Genomic DNA, 22,241 nt, shown 5'->3' with positions numbered 1-22,241 from the left:
GCTTAGTCGCTATATTCAATAGCGTACTGACGCTTCGCTTCCCGCTTGTGGCGATACATCCGCTCGTCCGCCACATGCAGTAGCGCTTCCAGCGTCGTCGCGTCCCGGGGGTAGTAGGCCAGGCCAATACTCGCGCTCAGGGTGATGGAATGACCGCTATCCAGGAGAATGGGCTTTTCCATCTGCCGTCGCAGTCGCTCCACCACCAGCCGGGCCAAACGCTCGTCAGCACAATCGTTGAGCAGTATGGCAAACTCATCGCCAGCAAGGCGACACAACTGATCCTGCGACCGGATCACCTTGCCGAGCCGCTCTGCAAACACTCTGAGAGCCCTATCCCCCGCCGAGTGGCCGTGCTCATCGTTGACCGGCTTGAAATTATTGAGATCAATATACGCCAGCGCAAAGGGTATCTGTCGAGCTTCGTAATACGCGATGGCATCGCCAATATACTGGTAGAAGGCGGTGCGGTTGGGTAGCCGCGTAAGATCATCACGTCTAGCAATTCTCACCAACTCCCGTCGATAACGCCGGTTGCTGAGCTCATAAAGCACAATCATCACCATAACCGAAAAGTACGCCACATTCAGGTGGATCAACTCCCCCACTTTAGGGTTTGGCGTTTTTTCGATATCCGGGAACTCGACCTCCATTAGCTCCATCACACTGCCGACCATCACAACCGCGTAGACACTCACGGCCCAAATCAGCCCAGCCTTCAGGCCCAGTAGCACAAAAGCGAAAACCGGCGGGGCAAACAGCAGACTGACCGAAACACTCCCCAGTGGACCACCCAGAAAGGCAATGACACCAGCCACAGTCAAAAACATTAACCCGAGGGAGCTGTTAACCGCAGCACCGAAACGCTGCGTTAAGCGAAACAACATCAGGGCTGAGAGCAACCAGAGTTGCAGCGGCAAGGTAAAGCCCAATGTCCAGATGGTTCCGCTCGCAGACTGGCCGCTGAAGAAGATGGCATAGATTTGCGCCAGAAAAATGACGACAACAAGGGAAAGGTTTACCGCAATAAATAACTGATAGCGGTGTAAATTTTGTGAGTCTAAAGCTAGGCCCGGCGGAATAAAGACTCCGACGATTCGGTTTGCGGCGGTTTTCATTGGCGACACCCGGACCGTTCCGTGACCCTGTTGGCATTTTTATAGTTATAGCGCTATAACTAACATGCAATGTCTTTTTTGGCAATGAAAACGCCGCTGTTTTTGCTCGCGCTTAGAGCACCATCTCTGCCATCTCACGCAACAGATAAGTGTCCCCCATAACCAGCAGAGAGGTTACCGGAGAGTCCTTCCACGCCTCCAGTCGTTCCTTGATACGCTCTTTCGGGCCGGACAGGGAGATTTCGTCGGCAAACTGATTTGGCACTACCTGAATGGCTTCTTCCTGCTTGCCCTCAAAGAAGAGCTCCTGAATGCGATCGGCTTCCGCCTCAAAGCCCATGCGCGACATCAGTTCTTTGTGGAAGTTGCGCTTCTTGGAGCCCATACCACCGATATAGAACGCAAGCATGGCTTTCACCGGATACAGCGCCTGCTCGAGGTCGTCATTGATATTTACCATGGCCATCGCCGAGATCTCAAAGCCCTCTTTCGCACCCTTCAGCTGGTCAGCATAAACCTCCTGACGGTAGGGCGAGTAGTACAAGGGCAGCCAGCCATCGGCGATCTCCGCGGTCTGGGCGACGTTTTTCGGTCCTTCGGCCCCGAGAAAGATGGGCAGGTCTTTGCGCAGGGGGTGGGTGATAGGCTTCAGCGGCTTGCCCATGCCCCAACTGTTCGGCCCTTTGTAAGGCAGGGGGTAGTGTTCGCCGTCGTTGGTGACCGGCGCTTCGCGCCGCATGACCTGACGGATAATATCCACATATTCCCGGGTTCGGGACACGGGCTTGCTGAAAGGCTGTCCGTACCAGCCCTCCACCACCTGAGGACCCGAAACGCCCAGTCCCAGAATCATGCGGCCGCCCGACAGGTGATCAAGGGCCAATGCCGCCATGGCACAGGCGGTAGGAGTACGGGCCGACAACTGAGCCACCGACGTGCCCAGCCGGATTTTTGAGGTGTGGGCGCCGATCCACGCCAGCGGAGTGAAGGCGTCATTGCCCCAGGATTCCGCCGTCCAAACCGAGTCGTAGCCCAGCTTTTCGGCTTCCTGCGCCAGCTCGACGTGCGAGTTACCCGGCGCCAGCGCGCCCCAATAGCCCAGTTGCAAACCCAGTTTCATTGCGCGTCCCTCTTCTAGTGGAATTCGGTCAGTGCAACAGGGTAATCCAATGCCGGGGTTCCAGCCATGCACGATTCAATCAAAATGCTGGCTTTTCTGATCAAGTGGAGGCAGGAAAGCTGGCCAGAAAACGGTTCTGTTTCAGTCGCCCACAAAAAAGCCGGCGCATGGCCGGCTTTCTTTGAACAACAAAAACTTACTCTTCGGTATCGTCTTCGTCTTGCTCTTCCACCACGGGGCGATCAACCAACTCAACGTAGGCCATTGGCGCGCTGTCGCCGTCGCGGAATCCGCACTTCATGATGCGGATGTATCCACCGGGACGCTCCTGGTAACGCGGGCCCAGCTCGCTGAACAGTTTACCTACAGCGGCCTTGCTACGCAGGCGGTCAAAGGCCAGACGACGGTTGGCGACGCTGTCCTGCTTGGCCAGTGTAATCAGCGGCTCAGCGTGACGACGCAGTTCCTTGGCTTTCGGCACAGTGGTTTTGATAAGTTCGTGCTCAACCAATGAAGCAGTCATGTTGCGGAACATGGCTTTACGGTGAGAGCTATTCCGATTTAATTGACGTCCACTTTGACGGTGACGCATGGCTTGATTCCTTTACGTTGTGCTATCTCAGCAAGCTAATACTTCAAGACCGGCTCTTAAACCAGAACGCGGTCGTCATTCTTCAGGCTGGCGGGAGGCCAGTTGTCCAGGCGCAGGCCCAGAGACAGACCGCGCGAGGCCAGAACGTCCTTGATTTCAGTAAGCGACTTCTTGCCCAGGTTCGGAGTTTTCAACAACTCGACCTCGGTGCGCTGAACCAGATCACCAATGTAGTAGATGTTCTCGGCTTTCAGGCAGTTCGCCGAGCGAACCGTCAGCTCCAGATCATCAACCGGGCGCAGCAGAATCGGATCGACTTCGTCCTCCTGACGCGCGGGCTCTGCATCACCTTCGCTCTCGAGGTCAACAAACACTGCGAGCTGCTGCTGCAGAATGGTTGCAGCGCGACGAATCGCCTCTTCGGGATCGATGGTGCCGTTGGTTTCCAGATCGAGAACCAGCTTGTCCAGGTCAGTACGTTGCTCGACACGCGCGCTTTCTACGACGTAGGCAACACGGTTGATCGGGCTGAACGTAGCATCCAGACTCAGGCGGCCAATACTGCGGGTTTCTTCATCTTCGCCTTCACGGGCATCGGCAGGAACGTAGCCGCGTCCGCGAGCGACGGTGAGACGCATATTCAGCTCGCCGACTTCGTTCAGAGTGGCAATGACGTGATCAGGGTTCTTGATCTCGATGTCGTGATCAACCTGAATATCGCCAGCGGTGACAATACCGGGGCCCTTCTTGCTCAGGTTGAGAACTGCCTGATCCTTGCCGTTCATAACAACCGCAACGCCTTTCAGATTGAGCAGGACTTCGATAACGTCCTCCTGAACACCTTCCATTGCGCTGTATTCGTGCTGAACGCCATCAATTTCAACTTCCGTGATGGCACAACCCGGCATGGAAGACAGCAGGATGCGACGCAAGGCATTGCCCAGTGTGTGACCAAAGCCACGCTCCAAGGGCTCAAGAGTTACCTTGGCTCGGGTTTCACCTTGCTCATCCACCTGAATCACGCGGGGTGTGAGAAATTCGTTCACTGCACTCTGCATAGTTTCACCTGTAGTGAGATTATCTGGTCTGACAACTTACTTAGAGTAAAGCTCAACAATCAAATGCTCGTTGATCTCTGAAGAGAGGTCAGCGCGATCCGGGTTGGCCTTGTATATGCCTTCCATCTTGTCGCTATTCACGTCAATCCAAGCGATGTCGCCACGCTGTGCAGCGAGGGCCATTGCGGATTTGATACGCAGCTGGTTTTTGGCTTTTTCACGCACAGTGATTACGTCGCCGGGCTGCACTTTGTAAGACGCAATATTAACGGTCTGGCCGTTAACCTGAATCGACTTGTGCGAAACCAATTGACGGGCTTCAGCACGGGTAGAACCAAAGCCAATGCGATAAACCACGTTGTCGAGACGCGACTCCAGCAGACGCAGCAGGTTCTCACCGGTTGCACCTTTCAGGCGTGCAGCTTCTTTGTAGTAGTTGCGGAACTGCTTCTCCAGAACACCGTACATGCGACGGACTTTCTGCTTTTCACGCAGCTGGACACCGTAGTCGGACAAACGACCACGACGTGCACCGTGCATGCCGGGAGCAGTTTCTGCTTTACATTTGGATTCCAGGGGGCGGACGCCGCTCTTGAGAAACAGGTCAGTGCCTTCCCGTCTGGAGAGTTTGCAGCTAGGGCCTATGTAACGAGCCATACCAAGTATTCCTGTTTAACTGTTAATTACACGCGACGTTTTTTCGGCGGACGGCATCCATTGTGCGGGATGGGCGTCACGTCGGTAATGTTGGTGATCTTGTATCCGCAGTTGTTTAACGCGCGAACGGCTGATTCACGACCCGGCCCTGGACCTTTGACTTCAACATCTAGGTTTTTCAGGCCGTAGTCTTTTGCCGCTTCGCCAGCGCGCTCTGCAGCAACCTGGGCTGCGAACGGGGTGCTTTTGCGTGAACCACGGAAACCGCTACCACCGGCAGTTGCCCAGCTCAGGGTGTTGCCCTGACGGTCAGTGATGGTAACGATCGTGTTATTGAATGAAGCGTGGATATGGGCAACGCCATCCACTACGGTTTTCTTTACCTTTTTACGGGTAGAACCGGGCTTAGCCATGTTTACATCCTATCTCTAATATCAACACTACACATTGCCAACCATGGGCGGGGTGTAGCTACACTAAAGCGGAAAACGATTTGCTTACTTGCGAATCGGTTTACGCGGGCCTTTACGAGTGCGGGCATTGGTCTTGGTGCGTTGACCACGAACCGGCAGGCTTCTGCGATGACGCAGGCCGCGATAGCACCCCAGGTCGAGCAAGCGCTTGATGTTCATGGACACTTCGCGACGAAGGTCACCTTCAACCTGGATTTTGCCGATTTCATTACGCAGCGCGTCCAGTTGCTCTTCGCTCAGATCACCAATCTTGGTGTCCTCTGCTACACCCGTTGTCGCACACAGACCTTTGGCTGTGGTGCGGCCGATTCCGTAGATATAAGTCAACGAAATCACGGCATGTTTGTTATCTGGTATGTTTACACCAGCGATACGAGCCATTTATAACACTCCAAACTATATTTCCGGGCCTGAACCCGGTACGTAGCCTAGCGACAAAGCACTACCGCACGCGAAAGGCGCGATAGTCTATACGCAAGACCAGAACAAATCAACCCTGACGCTGCTTGTGGCGCGGCTCGGCAGAGCAGATAACCCGGACCACACCTTTGCGGCGAACCATTTTGCAGTTGCGGCAAATTTTCTTGACCGATGCACGCACTTTCATTTCTTACTCTCCTGAAAACCGGGCCGGCACTTACCGCAGGCCGCCACCGTAATTTTTGAGGTTAGCCTTCTTCATCACCGACTCATATTGGTGAGACATGAGATGAGACTGAACCTGTGCCATGAAATCCATAACCACTACCACCACGATCAGCAGTGAGGTACCGCCCAGATAGAAGGGCACGTTCCACATCACCACCAGAAACTGCGGCAGAAGACAAACCATCGCAATATACAGAGAACCAAACATCGTCAGTCGCGTCAGCACACCGTCGATGTAACTCGCTGTTTGTGCACCTGGACGAATACCCGGCAGAAAGGCGCCGGACTTCTTCAGGTTGTCCGCCACTTCAGTCGGGTTGAACATCAACGCCGTATAGAAGAAGCAGAAAAATACTATCAAAGCTGTAAACAACAGGATGTTCAGTGGCTGACCGGGACCAATCGCCAGCGCAACTTCCTGCAGCCACTCGGTGCCTTCACCGCTCTGACCGAACCACTGCGCAATCGACGCCGGGAACAGCAGGATAGAGCTGGCGAAGATCGCCGGGATAACACCGGCCATGTTCACTTTCAGGGGCAGATGGCTGCTCTGCGCCTGATACATCTTGCGGCCGCGTTGCTGCTTGGCGTAGTTCACCGTAATACGGCGCTGACCACGCTCAATAAACACAACCAGATAAACCACGGCAATCGCCAGCGCCAGAATACCCAACAGCACCAGAATGTTGATTTCGCCCTGACGCGCTTGCTCCAGCGACTGAACCACGGCAGCCGGCAGGCCGGCCACGATGCCTGCGAAAATCAGCAGCGAAATGCCGTTGCCAATGCCGCGTTCGGTAATCTGCTCACCCAGCCACATCATAAAGACGGCGCCGGTAACCAGTGACACGACGGCAACGAAGTAAAATGAGAAACCCGGATCAAAAGCCAGACCCTGATTACCCATGCCAACCGCCATACCTGTGCCCTGAAGAGTTGCCAGAGCTACGGTCAGGTATCGGGTGTACTGGGTAATCTTGCGACGCCCTGCCTCACCTTCTTTCTTCAATGCTTCCAGCTGCGGGCTAACCGCCGACATCAGCTGCATAATAATCGATGCAGAGATGTAGGGCATGATGCCCAGCGCCAGAATACTCATACGCTCAAGCGCACCACCGGAGAACATGTTAAACAGACCGAGGATAGTCCCCTGGTTCTGGTTAAACAGCGCTGCCAGCTGATCCGGGTTGATGCCAGGCACAGGAATATGGGTACCAATGCGATAGACAATTATCGCCAGCAGTACAAAACGAAGGCGAGCAAACAGCTCGCCTAATCCCGCCTGATTTGTGGACCCCGGTCCTGGCTTAGCCATGCTTTACCCCGATTAGTCTTCGACCTTGCCGCCAGCTTTTTCGATCAGCTCGCGGGCACCCTTGGTCACAGCCAGTCCCTTAATGGTGACAGCTTTGTTCAGCTCACCAGACAGAAAGACTTTGGCGCGCTCAATGTTGGTTCCGACAATGTCGGCACGTTTCAGCGCTTCCAGATCGATCACCTCAGCATCGACTTTCGCCAGTTCGCTGGTGCGAATCTGAGCAGTCACGCGTGCCAAACGCGAAGTAAAACCATACTTCGGCAGACGCTTCTGCAAGGGCATTTGACCACCCTCGAAACCCGGACGCACTGAGCCGCCTGAGCGTGACTTCAGACCTTTGTGGCCGCGGCCACCGGTCTTGCCCAGACCACTACCAATACCGCGACCGCGACGTTTAGCATCTTTCGTGCGGCCAGGCGCTGGGCTCAATGTATTCAAACGCATATCTGAGCTCATCACTTAATCCTCTACACGAACCATGTAATTAACTTTATTGATCATGCCGCGAACTGAAGGAGTGTCTTCTACTTCAACGGTATGACCAATCCGGCGCAGACCCAATCCAGCCACGCAGGCTTTATGAGCTTGCAATCGGCCTGATGTAGACCGGGTCTGGGTAACTTTAATCGTTTTCGCCATGGCTCTAAATTCCAGCTCGTTTAGCTTGTAATTTCTTCAACAGACTTACCGCGCTTGGCTGCAACTTCTTCCGGAGAAGAAATGGCTTTCAGGCCATTGATAGTAGCGCGAACTACGTTGACCGGGTTGGTCGACCCGTAACACTTGGCCAGTACGTTGTGTACTCCGGCAATTTCCAGCACTGCACGCATCGCACCACCGGCGATAACACCGGTACCTTCTGACGCCGGCTGCATGTAAACCTTGGATGCACCGTGGCGAGCCTTGACCGGGTACTGAATCGTGTGACCGTTCAGATCCACCTGAATCATATTGCGACGCGCGGCTTCCATGGCCTTCTGAATCGCAACCGGCACTTCACGCGCCTTGCCACGACCGAAGCCGACTTTACCGTTGCCATCGCCGACGACTGTCAGCGCGGTGAAACCGAAAATACGGCCACCTTTGACCACTTTTGCAACGCGGTTAACCTGTACCAGTTTTTCCTGCAGGCCTTCGCTATTGTCTTTGCCTTTCTGATCGTATGCCATTGCTCGCCTCTTAGAATTCCAAGCCGCCTTCACGTGCAGCGTCTGCCAGTGCTTTTACACGGCCGTGATAGCGGAAGCCGCTACGGTCAAACGCTACTTCAGTTACACCGGCAGCTTTGGCGCGCTCGGCAATCAGTTTGCCGACGCTGGCCGCTGCATCAGCGTTACCAGTGGCGCCACTACGCAGATCCTTGTCCAGGGTTGAGGCGCTGGCCAAAACCTTGTCGCCTTCGGCAGTAATCACCTGGGCGTACATATGACGCGGAGTGCGGTGTACCGTCAGACGAACAGCTCGCAGTTCGCGCATTTTGACGCGAGAGCGACGGGCCCGACGTAATCTTGAATCTCTTTTTTCGCTCATTCTCTCAGCCCCTACTTCTTCTTCGCTTCTTTACGGCGGACATATTCATCCGCGTAGCGCACACCCTTGCCTTTATAAGGCTCCGGCGGACGGAAGGCGCGAATTTCTGAAGCGACCTGGCCCAGCAACTGCTTATCGGCAGACTTCAGCACGATTTCAGTCTGGGTCGGGGTATCAGCGCTGACACCCTCAGGCAGCTGGTAGTCGATCGGGTGCGAAAAACCCAATGTCAGATTAACGCTTTTACCTGACGCCTTCGCACGGTAACCAACACCGTTCAATTCCAGCTTGCGCTCAAATCCCTGGCTAACACCAACGACCATATTGTTGATCAGCGCACGGGTTGTGCCCGCCATCGCCCAGCTGGTTTTTTCGTCGCGCGGAGCGAACACCAACTTGTCGTCTTCTTGCTTAACCACAACAGCTTCGTTAATCACCATGCTCAGGTTTCCGTTGGAACCCTTCACTGCGATATCGCTGCCGTTAAGCTTGACCTCGACGCCCTTGGGGATGCTTACCGGGTCTTTTGCTACTCTAGACATTTTGTAAACTCGCCAATATCAATCTTTAGAAGACAGTACAGAGTACTTCGCCACCGACACCGGCAGAACGCGCCGCGCGGTCAGTCATCACACCTTTGCTGGTGGAGACAATAGCAACACCCAGTCCTGCACGTACTTGCGGCAACTCATCCTTGCCTGCGTAGGCACGCAGTCCGGGACGGCTGGCTCGCTGGATTTCAGCGATAACCGGCTTGCCCTGGAAATATTTCAGGTCAACAACCAGGTCTGACTTGGCGCCGTCCTGTTCTACGCGATGCCCAGCGATATAGCCTTCTTCCAGCAACACTGCCGCAACCGCCTGCTTCAATTTGGACGACGGCATTGACACACTGGCTTTACCTGCCATCTGAGCGTTGCGAATGCGGGTCAACATATCCGCCAACGGGTCTTGCATGCTCATGTTCTGCTCCCAACTCGGCCCGGTGAACCCGGCGCCACAATACTCTTAATTACCAACTGGCCTTAACCAGACCCGGAACATCACCGCGCATAGCGGCTTCGCGCAACTGGTTGCGACACAGACCGAACTTGCGGTAAACCGCGTGCGGACGACCGGTCAGCTGGCAGCGACGCTGCTGGCGAATAGGGCTGGCGTTGCGGGGCAGCTTTTGCAGAGCAACCTGCGCATCCCACTTCTCTTCATCAGACGCAGTCTGACTTACGATGATTGCTTTCAATTCAGCACGCTTCGCCGCGTATTTCGCTACAGTTTTAGCTCGCTTGGCTTCACGGGCTTTCATTGACTGCTTGGCCATAATTTCTACCCTTTAGTTCTTGAACGGGAAATTGAATGCTTTCAACAGGGCGCGACCTTCGTCGTTGTTACGCGCTGTCGTGGTGATGGTGATATCCAGACCACGCAGTTTGTCGACCTTGTCGTATTCAATTTCCGGAAAAATGATCTGCTCAGTAACGCCCATGGCGAAGTTGCCACGACCGTCAAACGACTTCGGGCTGATACCGCGAAAGTCACGGACACGCGGGATCGCAATGCTGATCAGGCGCTCCAGGAAGTCGTACATACGCTCACCGCGCAGAGTGACTTTGGCACCGATGGGCCAGCCGTCGCGGATCTTGAAACCGGCGATGGATTTGCGCGCCTTGGTAACGACAGGCTTCTGACCGGCGATACGCTCCAGGTCTGCCACGGCGTTATCCAGGATCTTCTTGTCGCCCACGGCTTCGCCAACACCCATGTTCAGAGTGATTTTAGTGATGCGCGGGACTTCCATTGCGTTCGCCAAGCCCAGCTCTTCTTTCAGCTTGCCGCGCAATTCTGTGTCGTAAAGCTTTTTCAGATTCGCCATGTTCGTTTCCAACCAACTTACGCGTCGATTACTTCGCCGCTGGATTTAAAAATGCGTACTTTCTTACCGTCTTCCACCTTGAAACCAACACGATCAGCCTTGCTGGTGTTCGGGTTGAAGATGGCGATGTTAGAAATCTGGATCGCCGCTTCTTTCTCGATGATACCGCCGGCAACGCCTGCCTGCGGATTAGCGCGCTGGTGCTTCTTCACCATGTTCACGCCTGCGACCAGTACGCGCTCGCCAAGTAGTTTACGTACTTTGCCGCGCTTGCCTTTGTCTTTACCGGTGATGACGATTACTTCGTCATCTTTTTTGATCTTACGCATTTCGCTTCAACCCTTTCCGTTACCGTGCGTTACAGCACTTCCGGTGCCAGAGAGATAATTTTCATGAATCGTTCGCTACGAAGCTCACGAGTCACCGGCCCAAAAATACGGGTGCCGATAGGCGCCAGATTGTTGTTCAGCAGTACCGCAGCGTTGTCGTCGAAACGGATCAGAGAACCGTCGCCGCGACGCACACCTTTTTTGGTACGAACCACAACCGCTGTCATTACCTGGCCTTTTTTAACTTTGCCACGCGGAATTGCTTCCTTTACGGAAACCTTGATCAGGTCACCGACATGCGCGTAACGACGATGTGAACCGCCCAGCACTTTGATACACATAACGCGACGGGCACCGCTGTTATCTGCTACATCCAAATACGATTGTGTCTGAATCATGTCTTATCCCAAACCCTTAACTGTGTATCACTAGCGATTACACAACAGCCGCTTAAACTTCGGCAGCGCTCTCTTCTACCCGCAACAGTGTCCAGGACTTAGTCTTGGACAGCGGGCGCGTCTCGCTGATGGTTACCGTGTCGCCGCTCTTGCACTCGTTGTTTTCATCGTGCGCATGAAGCTTTGAAGACTTGGTGATGTACTTGCCATACACCGGGTGCTTCACTCGACGCTCAACGAGGACAGTGATGGTCTTATCCATCTTGTTACTGACCACTTTACCGGTGGCAGTACGTGCACTTTTTGCTGCTTCCGCCATTATCAGTTACCTGCCTTTTGTTTGAGCACCGTCTTCACTCGCGCGATATCCTTGCGAGCCTGCGTCAACAGATGAGTCTGTGCCAATTGGCCCGTTGATTTCTGAATGCGCAGCTTGAACTGCTCTTCGAGCAGCTTCAGCAGTTCGCCGTTCAGCTCATCAACAGACTTTTCACGTAATTCTGCTGCTTTCATCACATCACCGACCGTTTAACAAATGTGGTTGCTATCGGCAGCTTGGCTGCGGCCAGAGTAAAGGCCTCGCGCGCCAGCTCTTCAGATACGCCCTGCACTTCGTACAACACTTTGCCGGGCTGAATCTGGGCAACCCAGTATTCAACATTACCCTTACCTTTACCCTGACGAACTTCCAGGGGCTTCTGGGTGATGGGCTTGTCCGGGAAAACCCGAATCCAGATTTTTCCACCGCGCTTGATGTGGCGAGTCATGGCTCGACGAGCAGCCTCGATCTGACGCGCAGTGATGCGGCCACGACCGGTTGCTTTCAGACCGTACTCACCGAAGCTGACTTTGCTACCACGGTGCGCCAAACCGCGATTGCGGTTTTTCATCTGCTTGCGAAATTTAGTACGCTTCGGCTGTAACATTTTGCGTAACCCTTAAACTGTTCTTACTTCGCTTTAGTCTCGGCAACCTGAGCGGCGCCAGTGTCCAGGATCTCACCCTTGAAGATCCAGACTTTCACACCGATGATGCCGTAAGTGGTCGCGGCTTCAGCAGTGGCGTAGTCGATATCGGCGCGCAGTGTGTGCAGGGGTACGCGACCTTCGCGGTACCACTCGGTGCGTGCAATCTCAGCACCACCGACACGTCCACTCACCTGAATCTTGATGCCTTCGGCACCCTGGCGCATGGCGTTCTGCACAACACGCTTCATGGCGCGGCGGAACATCACACGACGCTCCAGTTGCTGACAAACGTTCTGGGCAACCAGTTTGGCGTCCAGGTCAGGCTTGCGCACTTCTTCAATATTGATGTGCACGGGCACACCCATACGCGCAGTCAGCTCTTTGCGCAGCAATTCGACATCCTCACCTTTCTTACCGATAACAATACCGGGGCGAGCAGTGTGGATTGTGATGCGAGCAGTCTGTGCCGGGCGCTCGATAACCACGCGGCTGACCGAAGCGTTTGCCAGTTTTTTCTCGATCAGCTCGCGAACCTGCAAATCATTAATCAACTGCTTTGCGTAGTTCTTGTTGCCCGCATACCAGATCGAGTTATGCTCTTTAACAATCCCCAGACGAATTCCAGTCGGGTGTACTTTCTGACCCATATGGTCTCTCCTACCTAGCCTTCGCTATCGGCGACTTTTACAGTGATATGACAAGATCTCTTCAGGATGCGATCAGCGCGACCTTTCGCGCGAGGACGCAGGCGCTTCATTGTTACGCCCTCATCCACAAAGATCGTTGACACCTTCAGCTCGTCAACATCGGCACCTTCGTTGTGCTCTGCATTAGCAATCGCAGAGTTCAGCACTTTCTTGACGATGCCTGCCGCCTTTTTTGTGCTAAAAGACAAAATGTCCAATGCTTCTTCAACGCCCTTGCCACGAATCTGGTCAGCAACCAGTCGAGCCTTCTGGGCAGAAATTCGTGCACCGCTTAAACGTGCTGCAACTTCCATCATCCTAGCCTCTTCTCAGCCTGGCTTAACGCTTGGCTTTCTTGTCTGCCACGTGACCTTTATAGGTACGAGTCGCGGCAAATTCACCCAGTTTGTGCCCAACCATGTCCTCAGAGACAAGCACCGGCACGTGTTGACGACCGTTATGAACGGCGAGCGTCAATCCAACCATCTCCGGCGAAATCATCGAGCGACGCGACCAGGTCTTGATCGGACGACGATCATTCTTTTCCGCAGCCGTTTCTACCTTCTCCATCAGGTGAAGATCGATAAACGGGCCTTTTTTTAGAGAACGTGGCACAAGCTTTTCCTCTCTATCCTAATACCGGCAGTCTTACTTGCGACCGCGACGGCGTACAATCAGATCATTAGTGCGCTTGTTCTTGCGCGTCTTGTAACCCTTGGTAGGCACACCCCACGGGGTAACCGGATGACGGCCACCAGAGGTACGACCTTCACCACCACCGTGCGGGTGATCTACCGGGTTCATCGCCACACCGCGAACGGTTGGACGGACACCGCGCCAGCGTTTGGCACCAGCTTTACCCAGTTTGCGCAGGCTGTGCTCACTGTTGGAGACTTCACCCAAGGTTGCGCGGCACTCGGACAAGACCTTGCGAGTCTCGCCGCTACGCAGACGCAGTGTCGCGTATTGGCCTTCACGCGCCACCAGCTGAGCGGAAGTACCCGCACTGCGCGCAATCTGAGCACCCTTGCCGGGCTTCATTTCAATACAGTGAACCGTGCTACCCACCGGAATATTGCGCAGCGGCAGCGTGCTGCCAACCTTGATCGGGGCACTCGGACCAGAGAGCACTTCGTCGCCAGCCTTCAGGCCTTTCGGCGCGATGATGTAACGGCGCTCACCATCTGAGTACAGAACCAGTGCAATATTCGCAGTGCGGTTCGGATCGTATTCCAGGCGTTCTACCTTACCCAGAATGTTGTCCTTGTTACGCTTGAAGTCGATCAGCCGGTAGTGCTGCTTGTGACCACCGCCTACGTGACGAGTGGTAATACGGCCATTGTTGTTACGGCCGCCATTTCTACCTTGCTTCTCAAGCAATGCCTTGTGCGGAGCGCCCTTGTGCAGATCGGGGTTGACCACCCGAACAACGAAGCGGCGACCAGGCGATGTCGGTTTGCTTTTTACGATTGCCATCTATCCTGCTCCAGCTTATTCCACAACCGCAAAGTCGATATCTTGACCCTGCGCAAGGCTTACATAAGCCTTTTTCCAGTTCGGCTTCTTGGCTTGACCAAAGCGGTTGCGCTTGACCTTGCCCTTCACGTTGAGCGTGCGAACCTGAACAACGTTGACCTTAAACAGCTTTTCAATGGCCGCCTTGATCTCCAGCTTGGTCGCATCAGAGGAAACCTTGAATACCACCTGGTTGCCACTGTCTGCACTCATCGCCGCTTTCTCGGAGACGTGCGGCCCTTTGATTACTTTGTAGAGTCGCTCTGCATTCATGCCAACATCTCCTCAAGCTTTTTCAGTGCCGGCACAGTGACCAGAACCTTCTCAAAAGCCACCAGGCTGACCGGATCAACACCCTGCACGTCGCGAACTTCGACCTTGTGCAGATTGCGCGATGCCAGATACAGGTTCTCACTCACTTCGTGAGACACAATCAGCGCACCGTTCAAACCGTAATCAGCCAGAGACTTGATCAGCGACTTGGTCTTGGGTGCATCCAGCGCAAAATCTTCAACCACAACCAGACGCTCCTGACGAGCAAGCTCGGACAGAATCGAGCGCAGCGCAGCGCGGTACATTTTGCGGTTAACTTTCTGGCCGTGATCCTGCGGCTTGGCAGCAAACGTTACGCCACCACTACGCCAGATCGGCGAACGGGTTGTACCGGCACGTGCGCGGCCAGTTCCCTTTTGACGCCAGGGCTTCTTGCCACCGCCACTGACTTCAGCGCGGGTTTTCTGAGCGCGGGTACCCTGACGGGCACCGGCCAGATAGGCAGTTACAACCTGATGAACCAGATCTTCGTTAAACTCACGAGCAAAAGCGACGTCAGATACCTGAACCGTGCCTTCTGCCGCCCCGTTACCGGGTTTCGCAATACTCAGTTCCATTGCTTACCCCCTTAGGAATTCTTTGCCTTGACGGCAGGACGCACAACTACGTCACCACCGGGCGCACCAGGTACGGCACCTTTCACCAGAATCAGGTTGCGCTCAGCGTCGACGCGAACAACTTCAAGCGTCTGCACGGTGACACGCTCGGCACCCATATGGCCAGCCATCTTTTTACCTTTGAAAACGCGACCGGGGGTTTGACACTGACCGATAGAGCCAGGCGCACGGTGCGACAGAGAGTTACCATGAGTGGCGTCTTGCATGCGGAAGTTCCAGCGCTTTACACCGCCCTGAAAACCCTTACCTTTAGACTGCCCGGTAACATCGACTTTTTGTCCCGCCTCGAACAGAGCAACAGTCAGCTCGGAGCCAAGCTCCGCAGCCTCATCACCTTCGAGACGAAATTCCCAGAAACCTCGACCAGCTTCAACGCCCGCTTTAGCGAACTCACCAGCTTGAGACTTTTTGACACGCGAGGCCTTACGAGTACCTGCGGTAACCTGAATGGCACGATAACCGTCGCTATCGCTATCTTTGACTCGAGTTACGCGATTGGGAGAAACCTCAATCACCGTAACCGGAATTGAAACGCCGTCGTCAGTAAAAACGCGGGTCATACCGCTCTTGCGGCCGACCAATCCAATAGCCATTTCCTTAACCTCTCAGTGTACGGGGCTTTCACCCTCTATGGCCACGCTTGTTAGCGTGTTACACAACCCAGAGCCTTCAGTTGAAAACCCGGGCGGGTTTTAAATTTTGTATTTTAAAACCGTTTCCGATTAGCCGAGGCTAATCTGAACTTCCACACCAGCCGCCAAATCCAATTTCATCAACGCATCCACAGTTTTTTCTGTGGGCTCTACAATATCCAGCAACCGCTTGTGTGTACGAATCTCGTATTGATCACGAGCATCCTTGTTCACGTGCGGCGAGACCAGCACTGTGTAACGCTCTTTGCGCGTCGGCAGCGGAATCGGTCCGCGTACCTGGGCGCCAGTGCGCTTGGCAGTATCTACAATCTCTTGCGTTGACGCATCGATCAGACGGTGGTCAAAAGCCTTTAAACGAATTCGAATCCGTTGATTTTGCACCTGACCAACACTCCCATCCCGAAAATTCTTCAGGTTCCGGCCTTTTTGACGCCCGGACTAACCCGAAAAATGGAAGCGGCATTCTATAGATGCCCCAGAGGCCTGTCAACAACTATTTAGCTCGCCGACTGGCATTTCCGGAGCTGCCGCTCATGACAAACAGACTAAAAAGGGAGGCATACTGCCTCCCTTTCACTGCGACCCTCTCAGGCCGCCGCCAAAGGTCGTTTACTCAACGATCTTGGCAACAACACCCGCACCTACGGTGCGGCCACCTTCGCGAATCGCGAAGCGCAGACCTTCTTCCATCGCAATCGGTGCGATCAGAGTCACGTCCATCTTCACGTTGTCGCCAGGCATAACCATCTCAACACCTTCCGGCAGCTCACAAGCGCCTGTAACGTCTGTGGTGCGGAAGTAGAACTGCGGACGGTAGCCCTTAAAGAACGGTGTATGACGACCACCTTCCTCTTTAGACAGGACGTAAACCTCACCCTCGAAGCGAGTGTGCGGAGTGATTGAGCCCGGCTTGGACAGAACCTGACCACGCTCAACTTCGTCACGCTTGGTACCACGCAGCAGAACACCTACGTTCTCACCGGCACGACCTTCGTCCAGCAGCTTGCGGAACATCTCTACACCGGTAACGGTGGTCTTGGTGGTGTCGTTAATACCAACGATCTCAACTTCGTCGCCAGTCTTAACAATACCGCGCTCAACACGACCGGTTACAACCGTACCGCGACCTGAGATTGAGAATACATCTTCAATCGGCATCAGGAAGGGTTGGTCAATGGCGCGCTCGGGATCCGGAATGTACTCGTCCAGAGTCTCGACCAGCTTCTTAACAGCGCTGGTGCCCATTTCGTTGTCGTCTTTGCCTTCCAGGGCCATCAACGCAGAACCGATGATGATCGGCGTGTCGTCACCCGGGAATTCGTACTGGTCCAGAAGTTCGCGAACTTCCATTTCAACCAGCTCAAGCAGCTCTTCGTCGTCGACCATGTCCGCTTTGTTCATGAACACAACGATGTACGGTACGCCAACCTGACGTGACAGCAGGATGTGCTCGCGAGTCTGCGGCATGGGGCCGTCAGCGGCTGAACATACCAGGATCGCGCCGTCCATCTGCGCCGCACCGGTGATCATGTTCTTGACGTAGTCGGCGTGTCCGGGGCAGTCAACGTGGGCGTAGTGACGCGCAGGAGAGTCATACTCTACGTGCGAGGTCGCAATGGTAATACCGCGCTCACGCTCTTCCGGTGCGTTATCAATACCATCAAACGCTACCGCAGAACCTGTACCCCAAACTTCGTGACACACGCGCGTCAGCGCCGCTGTCAGAGTTGTCTTACCATGGTCTACGTGACCAATCGTGCCCACATTGACGTGGGGCTTGGTACGTTCAAACTTTTCCTTTGCCATCGCGACAGTCTCCTAGCCGAGCCTCTAAAACGACTTCTTTCTTTTAAACACAACAAAAGGCAATAGCCCGCCGTAGGCTCTTGCCACCAAAAAATTAATGGAGCTCATAACCGGATTTGAACCGGTGACCTCTTCCTTACCAAGGAAGTGCTCTACCGACTGAGCTATATGAGCCCGCCAAACTCTTTGTTCGTTGGAGCGGGTGGCGGGAATCGAACCCGCATCATCAGCTTGGAAGGCTGAGGTTCTACCATTGAACTACACCCGCCCTTAAAGCTAACTTTCACAAACAACAGAAAGTAATGGTGGAGGGGGGTGGATTCGAACCACCGAAGCTTTCGCGTCAGATTTACAGTCTGATCCCTTTGGCCACTCGGGAACCCCTCCCCAAGAAAGCGGGACATTTTGATGACAGCGGAACAGCCTGTCAACGAAACAACCCAAAAAACCTCGCTTAAGCCACTGTGATATCAGAGAAAATGGAGCTGGCGAGAGGAGTCGAACCCCCGACCGGCTGATTACAAGTCAGCTGCTCTACCAACTGAGCTACGCCAGCGCTTGGCTACCACGGCCTCAAACGAGGGCGGCATTCTAGACGAACTTCCTAGGCGAAGCAATTCAATTACAGGATTTTTTCTCTCTTTTAGAGGACTTGGCGGTCAAGCCCTCCCGCGCCAGCGCCTGCTCAATGTCGGCACCTTCCACCCGGCCATAGGCAAAAAGGTCGTAATGGGTCTTATAGCGGGGGACCTCGTGGATCTGCGGGGAGTATTCCAGATCGCGATAACGCCTGAGCAGACGCTGCGCAGAGCTCTTCTGGGAAAAGAAGCCGAGGGAGATGGCATTTTTCAGCTCGCCCTCATCAATAAGAAAACTGTCGATATTGCGGCCTCGCAGTTGCTGCAAGGCACGGACAGCCTCATCTCGACTGCCAAAAGGGCCGACATGCACCCAATAGTCAGGCTCATCCGGTACTTCCCTGGCGACAAGTCTTGCCTCCAGCTGCATACCCTGGATTACGCTGACCGCCCTATCCGCTGCCGCTTTATTGACGTAGTCACCAGCAAACCAGCATTGCAGGGCAAGCTCTTGGGGCTGCTCGTCTTTTTCGGGCGGCGACCCCAGGGCCGGACTGACTGCGGCAACCGTCGCGGGCGGCGTACCCAGCTCCTCAACCAGCATCAGCGTAGGCGTGGGCGCGCTCGTCTTTCGGGCCTCGACAATGGTAGCGGAGCGCTGCTGTTGCCAGTTCCAGCCGGCATACAGCAGATTCGCAATCAGCAATAAGACAAACAGCCAGCGCAGCACCCGCCCGCTCTCCTTAATTTATTATTCAGGGCACGCCAGCACGAGCCCGTCCAGAACCAGATCGGGACTATACGCGAAGTCGCCGGCCTTCTCACCGAGCAGGCGCATTAAGAGCGGCGCGTCGCCGCCGGTCAGCAAGGCAGCGCAGTTGCCCCCCAGCCGTTCACGCGCCTGGACCCGCGCCGCAGCGACAGAAGCGGCGGCGGCCAGCGCAGCACCGTTGGCCACCGCCTCGGCGGTTGATTTGCCCGGCTCCAGATCCGGCGCGTGGGCTTCGGTGTAGCGGATTCTGGCGGTATCCTGGCGCAGACTCTGCTGCATAAGGTTCAGGCCCGGCAGAATGTAACCGCCCAGATGCTCTCCGCGAGCGTCCACCAGATCAATTGTCAGTGCTGTGCCCGCATCCACCACCAGTGCGCCTTCGGGATGGCGGTGGAAGGCGGCAAGCACCGCCAACCAGCGGTCTACGCCCAAGCGTTCGGGCTCTTCGTAGGCATTGCTTACCCCGGCACAGAGTGACGAACTGCGCGCAAATTTCGGCGATACTCCCAGGTGTTCTGTGCACCAGCGGGTCAATTCGCGCTCACGCTCCTCTCCCGCCACCGACGCGACTCTCACCTTGGCGACGGGTTCATCCATCGGAATATCCAGCGCAGCGAGTTCATTGACGCGACCGCTCGCTACGACCGACGACTCCCGCAACAGCCTCCATTTGGCGGCGGTATTGCCAAGATCAAATTCCAGTATCACTCAAGCCCCCCGGTTTTCGCGCTCGCCCTGTCGGCGGCGCAGACTGACCTCGCCCCCCGAAATCAACTCGATACCCCGGTCAGTCTCAAAGCGCAGCGCGCCGTTGGCCGCCACCCCCCGGCAGGTTCCCGCCACAATCTCGTCACCGCGGCGCAGCTCGGCAGGCTCGTCTCCCAGCGCGTCAAAGGCCAGCCAGCGGTCTTTAAACTCCACAAAGCCGTCCTGCTGGAATTCGGCAAGCATCGGCAACAAGCGATTGAGCAAAGCCGCCAACAACTGGTTGCGATTGCTGTCGCTATAGCCCTGGCGCTGGAGGTCAGTCCAGGCCTGATCAATGGGCGAGTCGTCCGGCAAATTCACGTTGAGACCGATCCCAATGATGACCTGACAACGGCCGGCAGCATCACCCTGCATTTCCAACAGCACGCCAGCCAGCTTGCGCCCCTCGCAGAGGACGTCATTGGGCCATTTCAGGCCGAGGCCAGCGACACCCATACCCTGCAATGCCTCTGCAACCGCGAGCCCCACGGCCAGGCTGAGCCCCTCCAGCGCTGCCGCACCGTTGTGAAATTCCCAAAGTACTGAAAAGGTAAGATTCCGCCCATAGGGGCTCACCCACTGGCGACCCAGTCGTCCGCGTCCTGCGGTCTGCTGCTCGGCAACGCAGACGGCGCCCGAGGTGTCGCCGCGCCGGGCTTTGTCCGCGAGCAGCGTATTGGTTGAGTTGATTTGCTGTTCTACATATAGGGCAGACAAAAGGCGTTTAGCGGCCGGTGACAGGCCGCGCTGGATCGCATCTTCGTCCAGCGGACAATAGCCGCCGGGCAGACGGTAGCCGCGCCCCTTGATTGACTCAATCTTAAGGCCGACCTCATCAAGTTTTTGCAGCTGCTTCCAGATAGCCGTACGGCTTACCCCAAGCGCGACACCCAACTCCTCGCCGGAGTGAAAATCGCCGTCAGCCAGCTCTGCAAGCAAGCGCGATAATTCCATAGAACACCACCACCCTGTCAATGTGGCGTGATAATACCAGCTCCAGAGAAAGAGGGCAGGAGATCAAACGGAAGACTGATGGCGGATTGCAGCCAGACGCTCTAGCGCCAACTCGGATATCATTGCCAGCTTGTCCTGATCCAGCAAGCGGGTATCGAAAATGCGCTCCAGCGCGGGTATTGACTGCCCCAGCTCGTCGACAATCTCAGCCAGATGCCGGCCGGTCAGCTGCAGCCATTGACCAGCTATCGTGGTCAACTCGCCAAAACCGGCTTCCGGGTGCTCCATAACGTCGGCCATCAAAGCCGACAGGGCCACACAGCGCACAAAGGTGTGGTCGCCTTCGGGCAGCGCCAGCGGAATGTGACTGTAGGCTATCGCCTGCTGCATACGTTCGCTAAAACCCCACTCCTGCAGCATCCATCCGCCAATCTGAGTATGACTGGTCTCGATTTGAGTCAGCTCATAGGCTTCCACCCTTGCGTGATCAGATTGCCGCTCGCCGAGAGAGGAGTAAAGTTCCGGCACCGCCTTGTCGAGCACCAGCATGCCCAGGTCTTGCATCAACGACGCCAAAAAGACCGCCTCCTCATGGCCGGGCATGATCCGCTTAGAGAGGCACCGCCCGGCGCTGGCCGATAGCAGGCAGCGACGCCAGTAGGCGGTGTAATCCAAGGCCCCATCAGATTGGTGCTTTAACGCAGAAATAAGCGAAAAGGACAGCGCAAGGCTTTGTGTTGAGCGCAGGCCAAGGCGAACAACTGCCTGCTTCAGCGACTCGACACCACGATTGCTGCCGTAAATCGGTGAGTTAGCCACCCGCAGCAACTTGGCTGCCAGCGCGGGATCCCGCTGAATCGCATTGGCCAGGGAATCAACATCCACCTCTTCGTCGTTGAGCAGCCCAATAATTTTCATTGCTACGCCCGGCAAAGTCGGCAAACCAGTAGACGTTGCGAGCACTTTTTCTAACTGCTCTTTGTAAGATTCTTTTATAGGCATACCGCAGCCCCAGCCCAAGGTGGGATGAGTTTATGAGCTAACCCCTGGCGGCGATATCAGGATATTTACGGACAGCGTTAGCCAAACCAGTCCCGCCTGCGGGGGCATAGCGAGTGTTGCGAAGCGCTGCGGGTGCTGTGGCCATGACCGTTGGTCAGCGCCAGTTGCCCAAGTTGTTTTTCGCACATAGTAAAACGCCCAGAGAGCCTGCCCCACGAACGCAGTGAGTGCTTTGGGTACCGTTTCCGATCTGGGCGTTTTTAATTAAAGCCTGGCGAAAGCTGGCCCCGTGAGCGCAGCGAACGTAGTGGGTCTGACCTACGTAGGTCGTCGCCTAGTAGATACCACTTCCAGTGACCCATAAAAAAACCCCGAGACTCTTTCGAATCTCGGGGTTTAAATTAAAGCCTGGCGATGACCTACTCTCACATGGGGAAACCCCACACTACCATCGGCGATGACGCGTTTCACTTCTGAGTTCGGGATGGGGTCAGGTGGT

Annotated in this window: 35 protein-coding genes, 4 tRNA genes and 1 rRNA gene; all 40 read right to left on the bottom strand. The window is 55.2% G+C overall.

Annotation, left to right across the window (positions count from 1 at the left end; translation table 11 throughout):
- Positions 1-2 precede the first annotated feature (2 nt).
- The gene (locus tag ABY734_RS11415) at positions 3-1,118 is read right to left on the bottom strand and encodes a diguanylate cyclase domain-containing protein (protein ID WP_372779268.1); all 1,116 of its coding nucleotides are present in this window, start codon (positions 1,116-1,118) and stop codon (positions 3-5) included.
- 112 nt (positions 1,119-1,230) lie between these two features.
- Positions 1,231-2,238, bottom strand: coding sequence for an LLM class F420-dependent oxidoreductase (locus tag ABY734_RS11410; RefSeq protein WP_372779266.1), 1,008 nt, complete (start codon positions 2,236-2,238; stop codon positions 1,231-1,233).
- Positions 2,239-2,434: 196 nt separating this feature from the next.
- On the bottom strand, positions 2,435-2,830 hold the full coding sequence (rplQ, locus tag ABY734_RS11405; RefSeq protein ID WP_372779265.1) for a 50S ribosomal protein L17: 396 nt from the start codon (positions 2,828-2,830) through the stop codon (positions 2,435-2,437).
- Positions 2,831-2,886: 56 nt separating this feature from the next.
- The gene (gene rpoA / locus ABY734_RS11400) at positions 2,887-3,888 is read right to left on the bottom strand and encodes a DNA-directed RNA polymerase subunit alpha (RefSeq protein ID WP_372779263.1); all 1,002 of its coding nucleotides are present in this window, start codon (positions 3,886-3,888) and stop codon (positions 2,887-2,889) included.
- A gap of 36 nt (positions 3,889-3,924) precedes the next feature.
- Positions 3,925-4,545, bottom strand: a complete 621-nt coding sequence (gene rpsD / locus ABY734_RS11395; protein WP_372747758.1) for a 30S ribosomal protein S4 — start codon at positions 4,543-4,545, stop codon at positions 3,925-3,927.
- A gap of 26 nt (positions 4,546-4,571) precedes the next feature.
- A complete protein-coding gene (gene rpsK / locus ABY734_RS11390; protein ID WP_183410241.1) occupies positions 4,572-4,958 on the bottom strand; it encodes a 30S ribosomal protein S11 in 387 nt (128 codons plus the stop codon).
- Positions 4,959-5,042: 84 nt separating this feature from the next.
- Positions 5,043-5,399 carry a 30S ribosomal protein S13 gene (rpsM, locus tag ABY734_RS11385; RefSeq protein ID WP_372747759.1) on the bottom strand — a complete coding sequence of 119 codons (357 nt, stop codon included), beginning with the start codon at positions 5,397-5,399 and terminating at the stop codon, positions 5,043-5,045.
- A gap of 109 nt (positions 5,400-5,508) precedes the next feature.
- Positions 5,509-5,625 (bottom strand): 50S ribosomal protein L36, encoded by a 117-nt coding sequence (gene rpmJ / locus ABY734_RS11380; protein WP_183410239.1) that lies wholly within the window; start codon positions 5,623-5,625, stop codon positions 5,509-5,511.
- A 30-nt stretch (positions 5,626-5,655) separates the two neighbouring features.
- Entirely contained in the window at positions 5,656-6,981 is a 1,326-nt protein-coding gene (gene secY / locus ABY734_RS11375) for a preprotein translocase subunit SecY (RefSeq protein WP_372747760.1), read from the bottom strand.
- A gap of 12 nt (positions 6,982-6,993) precedes the next feature.
- On the bottom strand, positions 6,994-7,428 hold the full coding sequence (gene rplO / locus ABY734_RS11370; protein ID WP_372747781.1) for a 50S ribosomal protein L15: 435 nt from the start codon (positions 7,426-7,428) through the stop codon (positions 6,994-6,996).
- A 15-nt stretch (positions 7,429-7,443) separates the two neighbouring features.
- Positions 7,444-7,623, bottom strand: a complete 180-nt coding sequence (gene rpmD / locus ABY734_RS11365; protein ID WP_372747761.1) for a 50S ribosomal protein L30 — start codon at positions 7,621-7,623, stop codon at positions 7,444-7,446.
- Between the two features lie 20 nt (positions 7,624-7,643).
- Entirely contained in the window at positions 7,644-8,153 is a 510-nt protein-coding gene (gene rpsE, locus ABY734_RS11360; protein ID WP_372747762.1) for a 30S ribosomal protein S5, read from the bottom strand.
- A gap of 10 nt (positions 8,154-8,163) precedes the next feature.
- The gene (gene rplR / locus ABY734_RS11355; protein WP_372747763.1) at positions 8,164-8,514 is read right to left on the bottom strand and encodes a 50S ribosomal protein L18; all 351 of its coding nucleotides are present in this window, start codon (positions 8,512-8,514) and stop codon (positions 8,164-8,166) included.
- A gap of 11 nt (positions 8,515-8,525) precedes the next feature.
- Complete coding sequence (rplF, locus tag ABY734_RS11350; protein WP_372747764.1) at positions 8,526-9,056, bottom strand: 50S ribosomal protein L6; 531 nt, start codon at positions 9,054-9,056, stop codon at positions 8,526-8,528.
- 25 nt (positions 9,057-9,081) lie between these two features.
- The gene (gene rpsH / locus ABY734_RS11345; protein WP_372747765.1) at positions 9,082-9,477 is read right to left on the bottom strand and encodes a 30S ribosomal protein S8; all 396 of its coding nucleotides are present in this window, start codon (positions 9,475-9,477) and stop codon (positions 9,082-9,084) included.
- A gap of 49 nt (positions 9,478-9,526) precedes the next feature.
- Entirely contained in the window at positions 9,527-9,832 is a 306-nt protein-coding gene (gene rpsN, locus ABY734_RS11340; RefSeq protein ID WP_372747766.1) for a 30S ribosomal protein S14, read from the bottom strand.
- Between the two features lie 12 nt (positions 9,833-9,844).
- A complete protein-coding gene (rplE, locus tag ABY734_RS11335) occupies positions 9,845-10,384 on the bottom strand; it encodes a 50S ribosomal protein L5 (protein WP_372747767.1) in 540 nt (179 codons plus the stop codon).
- A gap of 17 nt (positions 10,385-10,401) precedes the next feature.
- On the bottom strand, positions 10,402-10,713 hold the full coding sequence (rplX, locus tag ABY734_RS11330) for a 50S ribosomal protein L24 (RefSeq protein ID WP_372747768.1): 312 nt from the start codon (positions 10,711-10,713) through the stop codon (positions 10,402-10,404).
- Between the two features lie 29 nt (positions 10,714-10,742).
- On the bottom strand, positions 10,743-11,111 hold the full coding sequence (gene rplN, locus ABY734_RS11325; protein WP_372747769.1) for a 50S ribosomal protein L14: 369 nt from the start codon (positions 11,109-11,111) through the stop codon (positions 10,743-10,745).
- 52 nt (positions 11,112-11,163) lie between these two features.
- Positions 11,164-11,430 (bottom strand): 30S ribosomal protein S17, encoded by a 267-nt coding sequence (gene rpsQ, locus ABY734_RS11320; protein ID WP_372747771.1) that lies wholly within the window; start codon positions 11,428-11,430, stop codon positions 11,164-11,166.
- Between the two features lie 2 nt (positions 11,431-11,432).
- Positions 11,433-11,624: a 50S ribosomal protein L29 gene (gene rpmC / locus ABY734_RS11315; protein WP_372747772.1), complete on the bottom strand. Its 192-nt coding sequence runs from the start codon at positions 11,622-11,624 to the stop codon at positions 11,433-11,435.
- A complete protein-coding gene (rplP, locus tag ABY734_RS11310; RefSeq protein WP_372747773.1) occupies positions 11,624-12,037 on the bottom strand; it encodes a 50S ribosomal protein L16 in 414 nt (137 codons plus the stop codon). The genes rpmC and rplP overlap by 1 nt, the downstream gene beginning before the upstream one ends.
- Before the next feature lie 23 nt (positions 12,038-12,060).
- Positions 12,061-12,726: a 30S ribosomal protein S3 gene (gene rpsC, locus ABY734_RS11305; RefSeq protein WP_372747774.1), complete on the bottom strand. Its 666-nt coding sequence runs from the start codon at positions 12,724-12,726 to the stop codon at positions 12,061-12,063.
- 14 nt (positions 12,727-12,740) lie between these two features.
- On the bottom strand, positions 12,741-13,079 hold the full coding sequence (gene rplV / locus ABY734_RS11300) for a 50S ribosomal protein L22 (RefSeq protein ID WP_372747782.1): 339 nt from the start codon (positions 13,077-13,079) through the stop codon (positions 12,741-12,743).
- A gap of 25 nt (positions 13,080-13,104) precedes the next feature.
- A complete protein-coding gene (rpsS, locus tag ABY734_RS11295) occupies positions 13,105-13,380 on the bottom strand; it encodes a 30S ribosomal protein S19 (RefSeq protein WP_372779261.1) in 276 nt (91 codons plus the stop codon).
- A gap of 33 nt (positions 13,381-13,413) precedes the next feature.
- On the bottom strand, positions 13,414-14,241 hold the full coding sequence (gene rplB, locus ABY734_RS11290; RefSeq protein ID WP_372747776.1) for a 50S ribosomal protein L2: 828 nt from the start codon (positions 14,239-14,241) through the stop codon (positions 13,414-13,416).
- Between the two features lie 15 nt (positions 14,242-14,256).
- Positions 14,257-14,553: a 50S ribosomal protein L23 gene (rplW, locus tag ABY734_RS11285; protein ID WP_372747777.1), complete on the bottom strand. Its 297-nt coding sequence runs from the start codon at positions 14,551-14,553 to the stop codon at positions 14,257-14,259.
- Positions 14,550-15,170, bottom strand: a complete 621-nt coding sequence (rplD, locus tag ABY734_RS11280; RefSeq protein ID WP_372747778.1) for a 50S ribosomal protein L4 — start codon at positions 15,168-15,170, stop codon at positions 14,550-14,552. Before rplD ends, rplW begins: the two co-directional genes overlap by 4 nt.
- 11 nt (positions 15,171-15,181) lie before the next feature.
- Positions 15,182-15,823: a 50S ribosomal protein L3 gene (gene rplC, locus ABY734_RS11275; protein WP_372779259.1), complete on the bottom strand. Its 642-nt coding sequence runs from the start codon at positions 15,821-15,823 to the stop codon at positions 15,182-15,184.
- A gap of 129 nt (positions 15,824-15,952) precedes the next feature.
- Positions 15,953-16,264 carry a 30S ribosomal protein S10 gene (gene rpsJ / locus ABY734_RS11270; RefSeq protein ID WP_183410218.1) on the bottom strand — a complete coding sequence of 104 codons (312 nt, stop codon included), beginning with the start codon at positions 16,262-16,264 and terminating at the stop codon, positions 15,953-15,955.
- A gap of 228 nt (positions 16,265-16,492) precedes the next feature.
- Positions 16,493-17,689 carry an elongation factor Tu gene (gene tuf, locus ABY734_RS11265; RefSeq protein ID WP_372779257.1) on the bottom strand — a complete coding sequence of 399 codons (1,197 nt, stop codon included), beginning with the start codon at positions 17,687-17,689 and terminating at the stop codon, positions 16,493-16,495.
- A gap of 98 nt (positions 17,690-17,787) precedes the next feature.
- Positions 17,788-17,863: transfer RNA gene (locus ABY734_RS11260), tRNA-Thr, on the bottom strand.
- A gap of 20 nt (positions 17,864-17,883) precedes the next feature.
- Positions 17,884-17,957 (bottom strand) — tRNA-Gly (locus tag ABY734_RS11255).
- A gap of 35 nt (positions 17,958-17,992) precedes the next feature.
- Positions 17,993-18,076: transfer RNA gene (locus ABY734_RS11250), tRNA-Tyr, on the bottom strand.
- A gap of 93 nt (positions 18,077-18,169) precedes the next feature.
- Positions 18,170-18,245 (bottom strand) — tRNA-Thr (locus ABY734_RS11245).
- 62 nt (positions 18,246-18,307) lie between these two features.
- On the bottom strand, positions 18,308-18,997 hold the full coding sequence (locus ABY734_RS11240; RefSeq protein WP_372779255.1) for an SPOR domain-containing protein: 690 nt from the start codon (positions 18,995-18,997) through the stop codon (positions 18,308-18,310).
- Between the two features lie 21 nt (positions 18,998-19,018).
- Positions 19,019-19,747 (bottom strand): type III pantothenate kinase, encoded by a 729-nt coding sequence (locus tag ABY734_RS11235; RefSeq protein WP_372779253.1) that lies wholly within the window; start codon positions 19,745-19,747, stop codon positions 19,019-19,021.
- Complete coding sequence (gene birA / locus ABY734_RS11230) at positions 19,748-20,740, bottom strand: bifunctional biotin--[acetyl-CoA-carboxylase] ligase/biotin operon repressor BirA (protein ID WP_372779251.1); 993 nt, start codon at positions 20,738-20,740, stop codon at positions 19,748-19,750.
- A gap of 63 nt (positions 20,741-20,803) precedes the next feature.
- The gene (locus ABY734_RS11225) at positions 20,804-21,742 is read right to left on the bottom strand and encodes an HDOD domain-containing protein (RefSeq protein WP_372779249.1); all 939 of its coding nucleotides are present in this window, start codon (positions 21,740-21,742) and stop codon (positions 20,804-20,806) included.
- Positions 21,743-22,148: 406 nt separating this feature from the next.
- Positions 22,149-22,241, bottom strand: a 5S ribosomal RNA gene (gene rrf, locus ABY734_RS11220); the annotation flags it as partial.

It is taken from the genome of Litorivivens sp., assembly GCF_041624475.1.
Taxonomy (GTDB): Bacteria; Pseudomonadota; Gammaproteobacteria; order Pseudomonadales; family Spongiibacteraceae; genus Litorivivens.
Note: the sequence above shows the minus strand (reverse complement) of the source record. Positions and strands in the feature narration are given on the sequence as shown.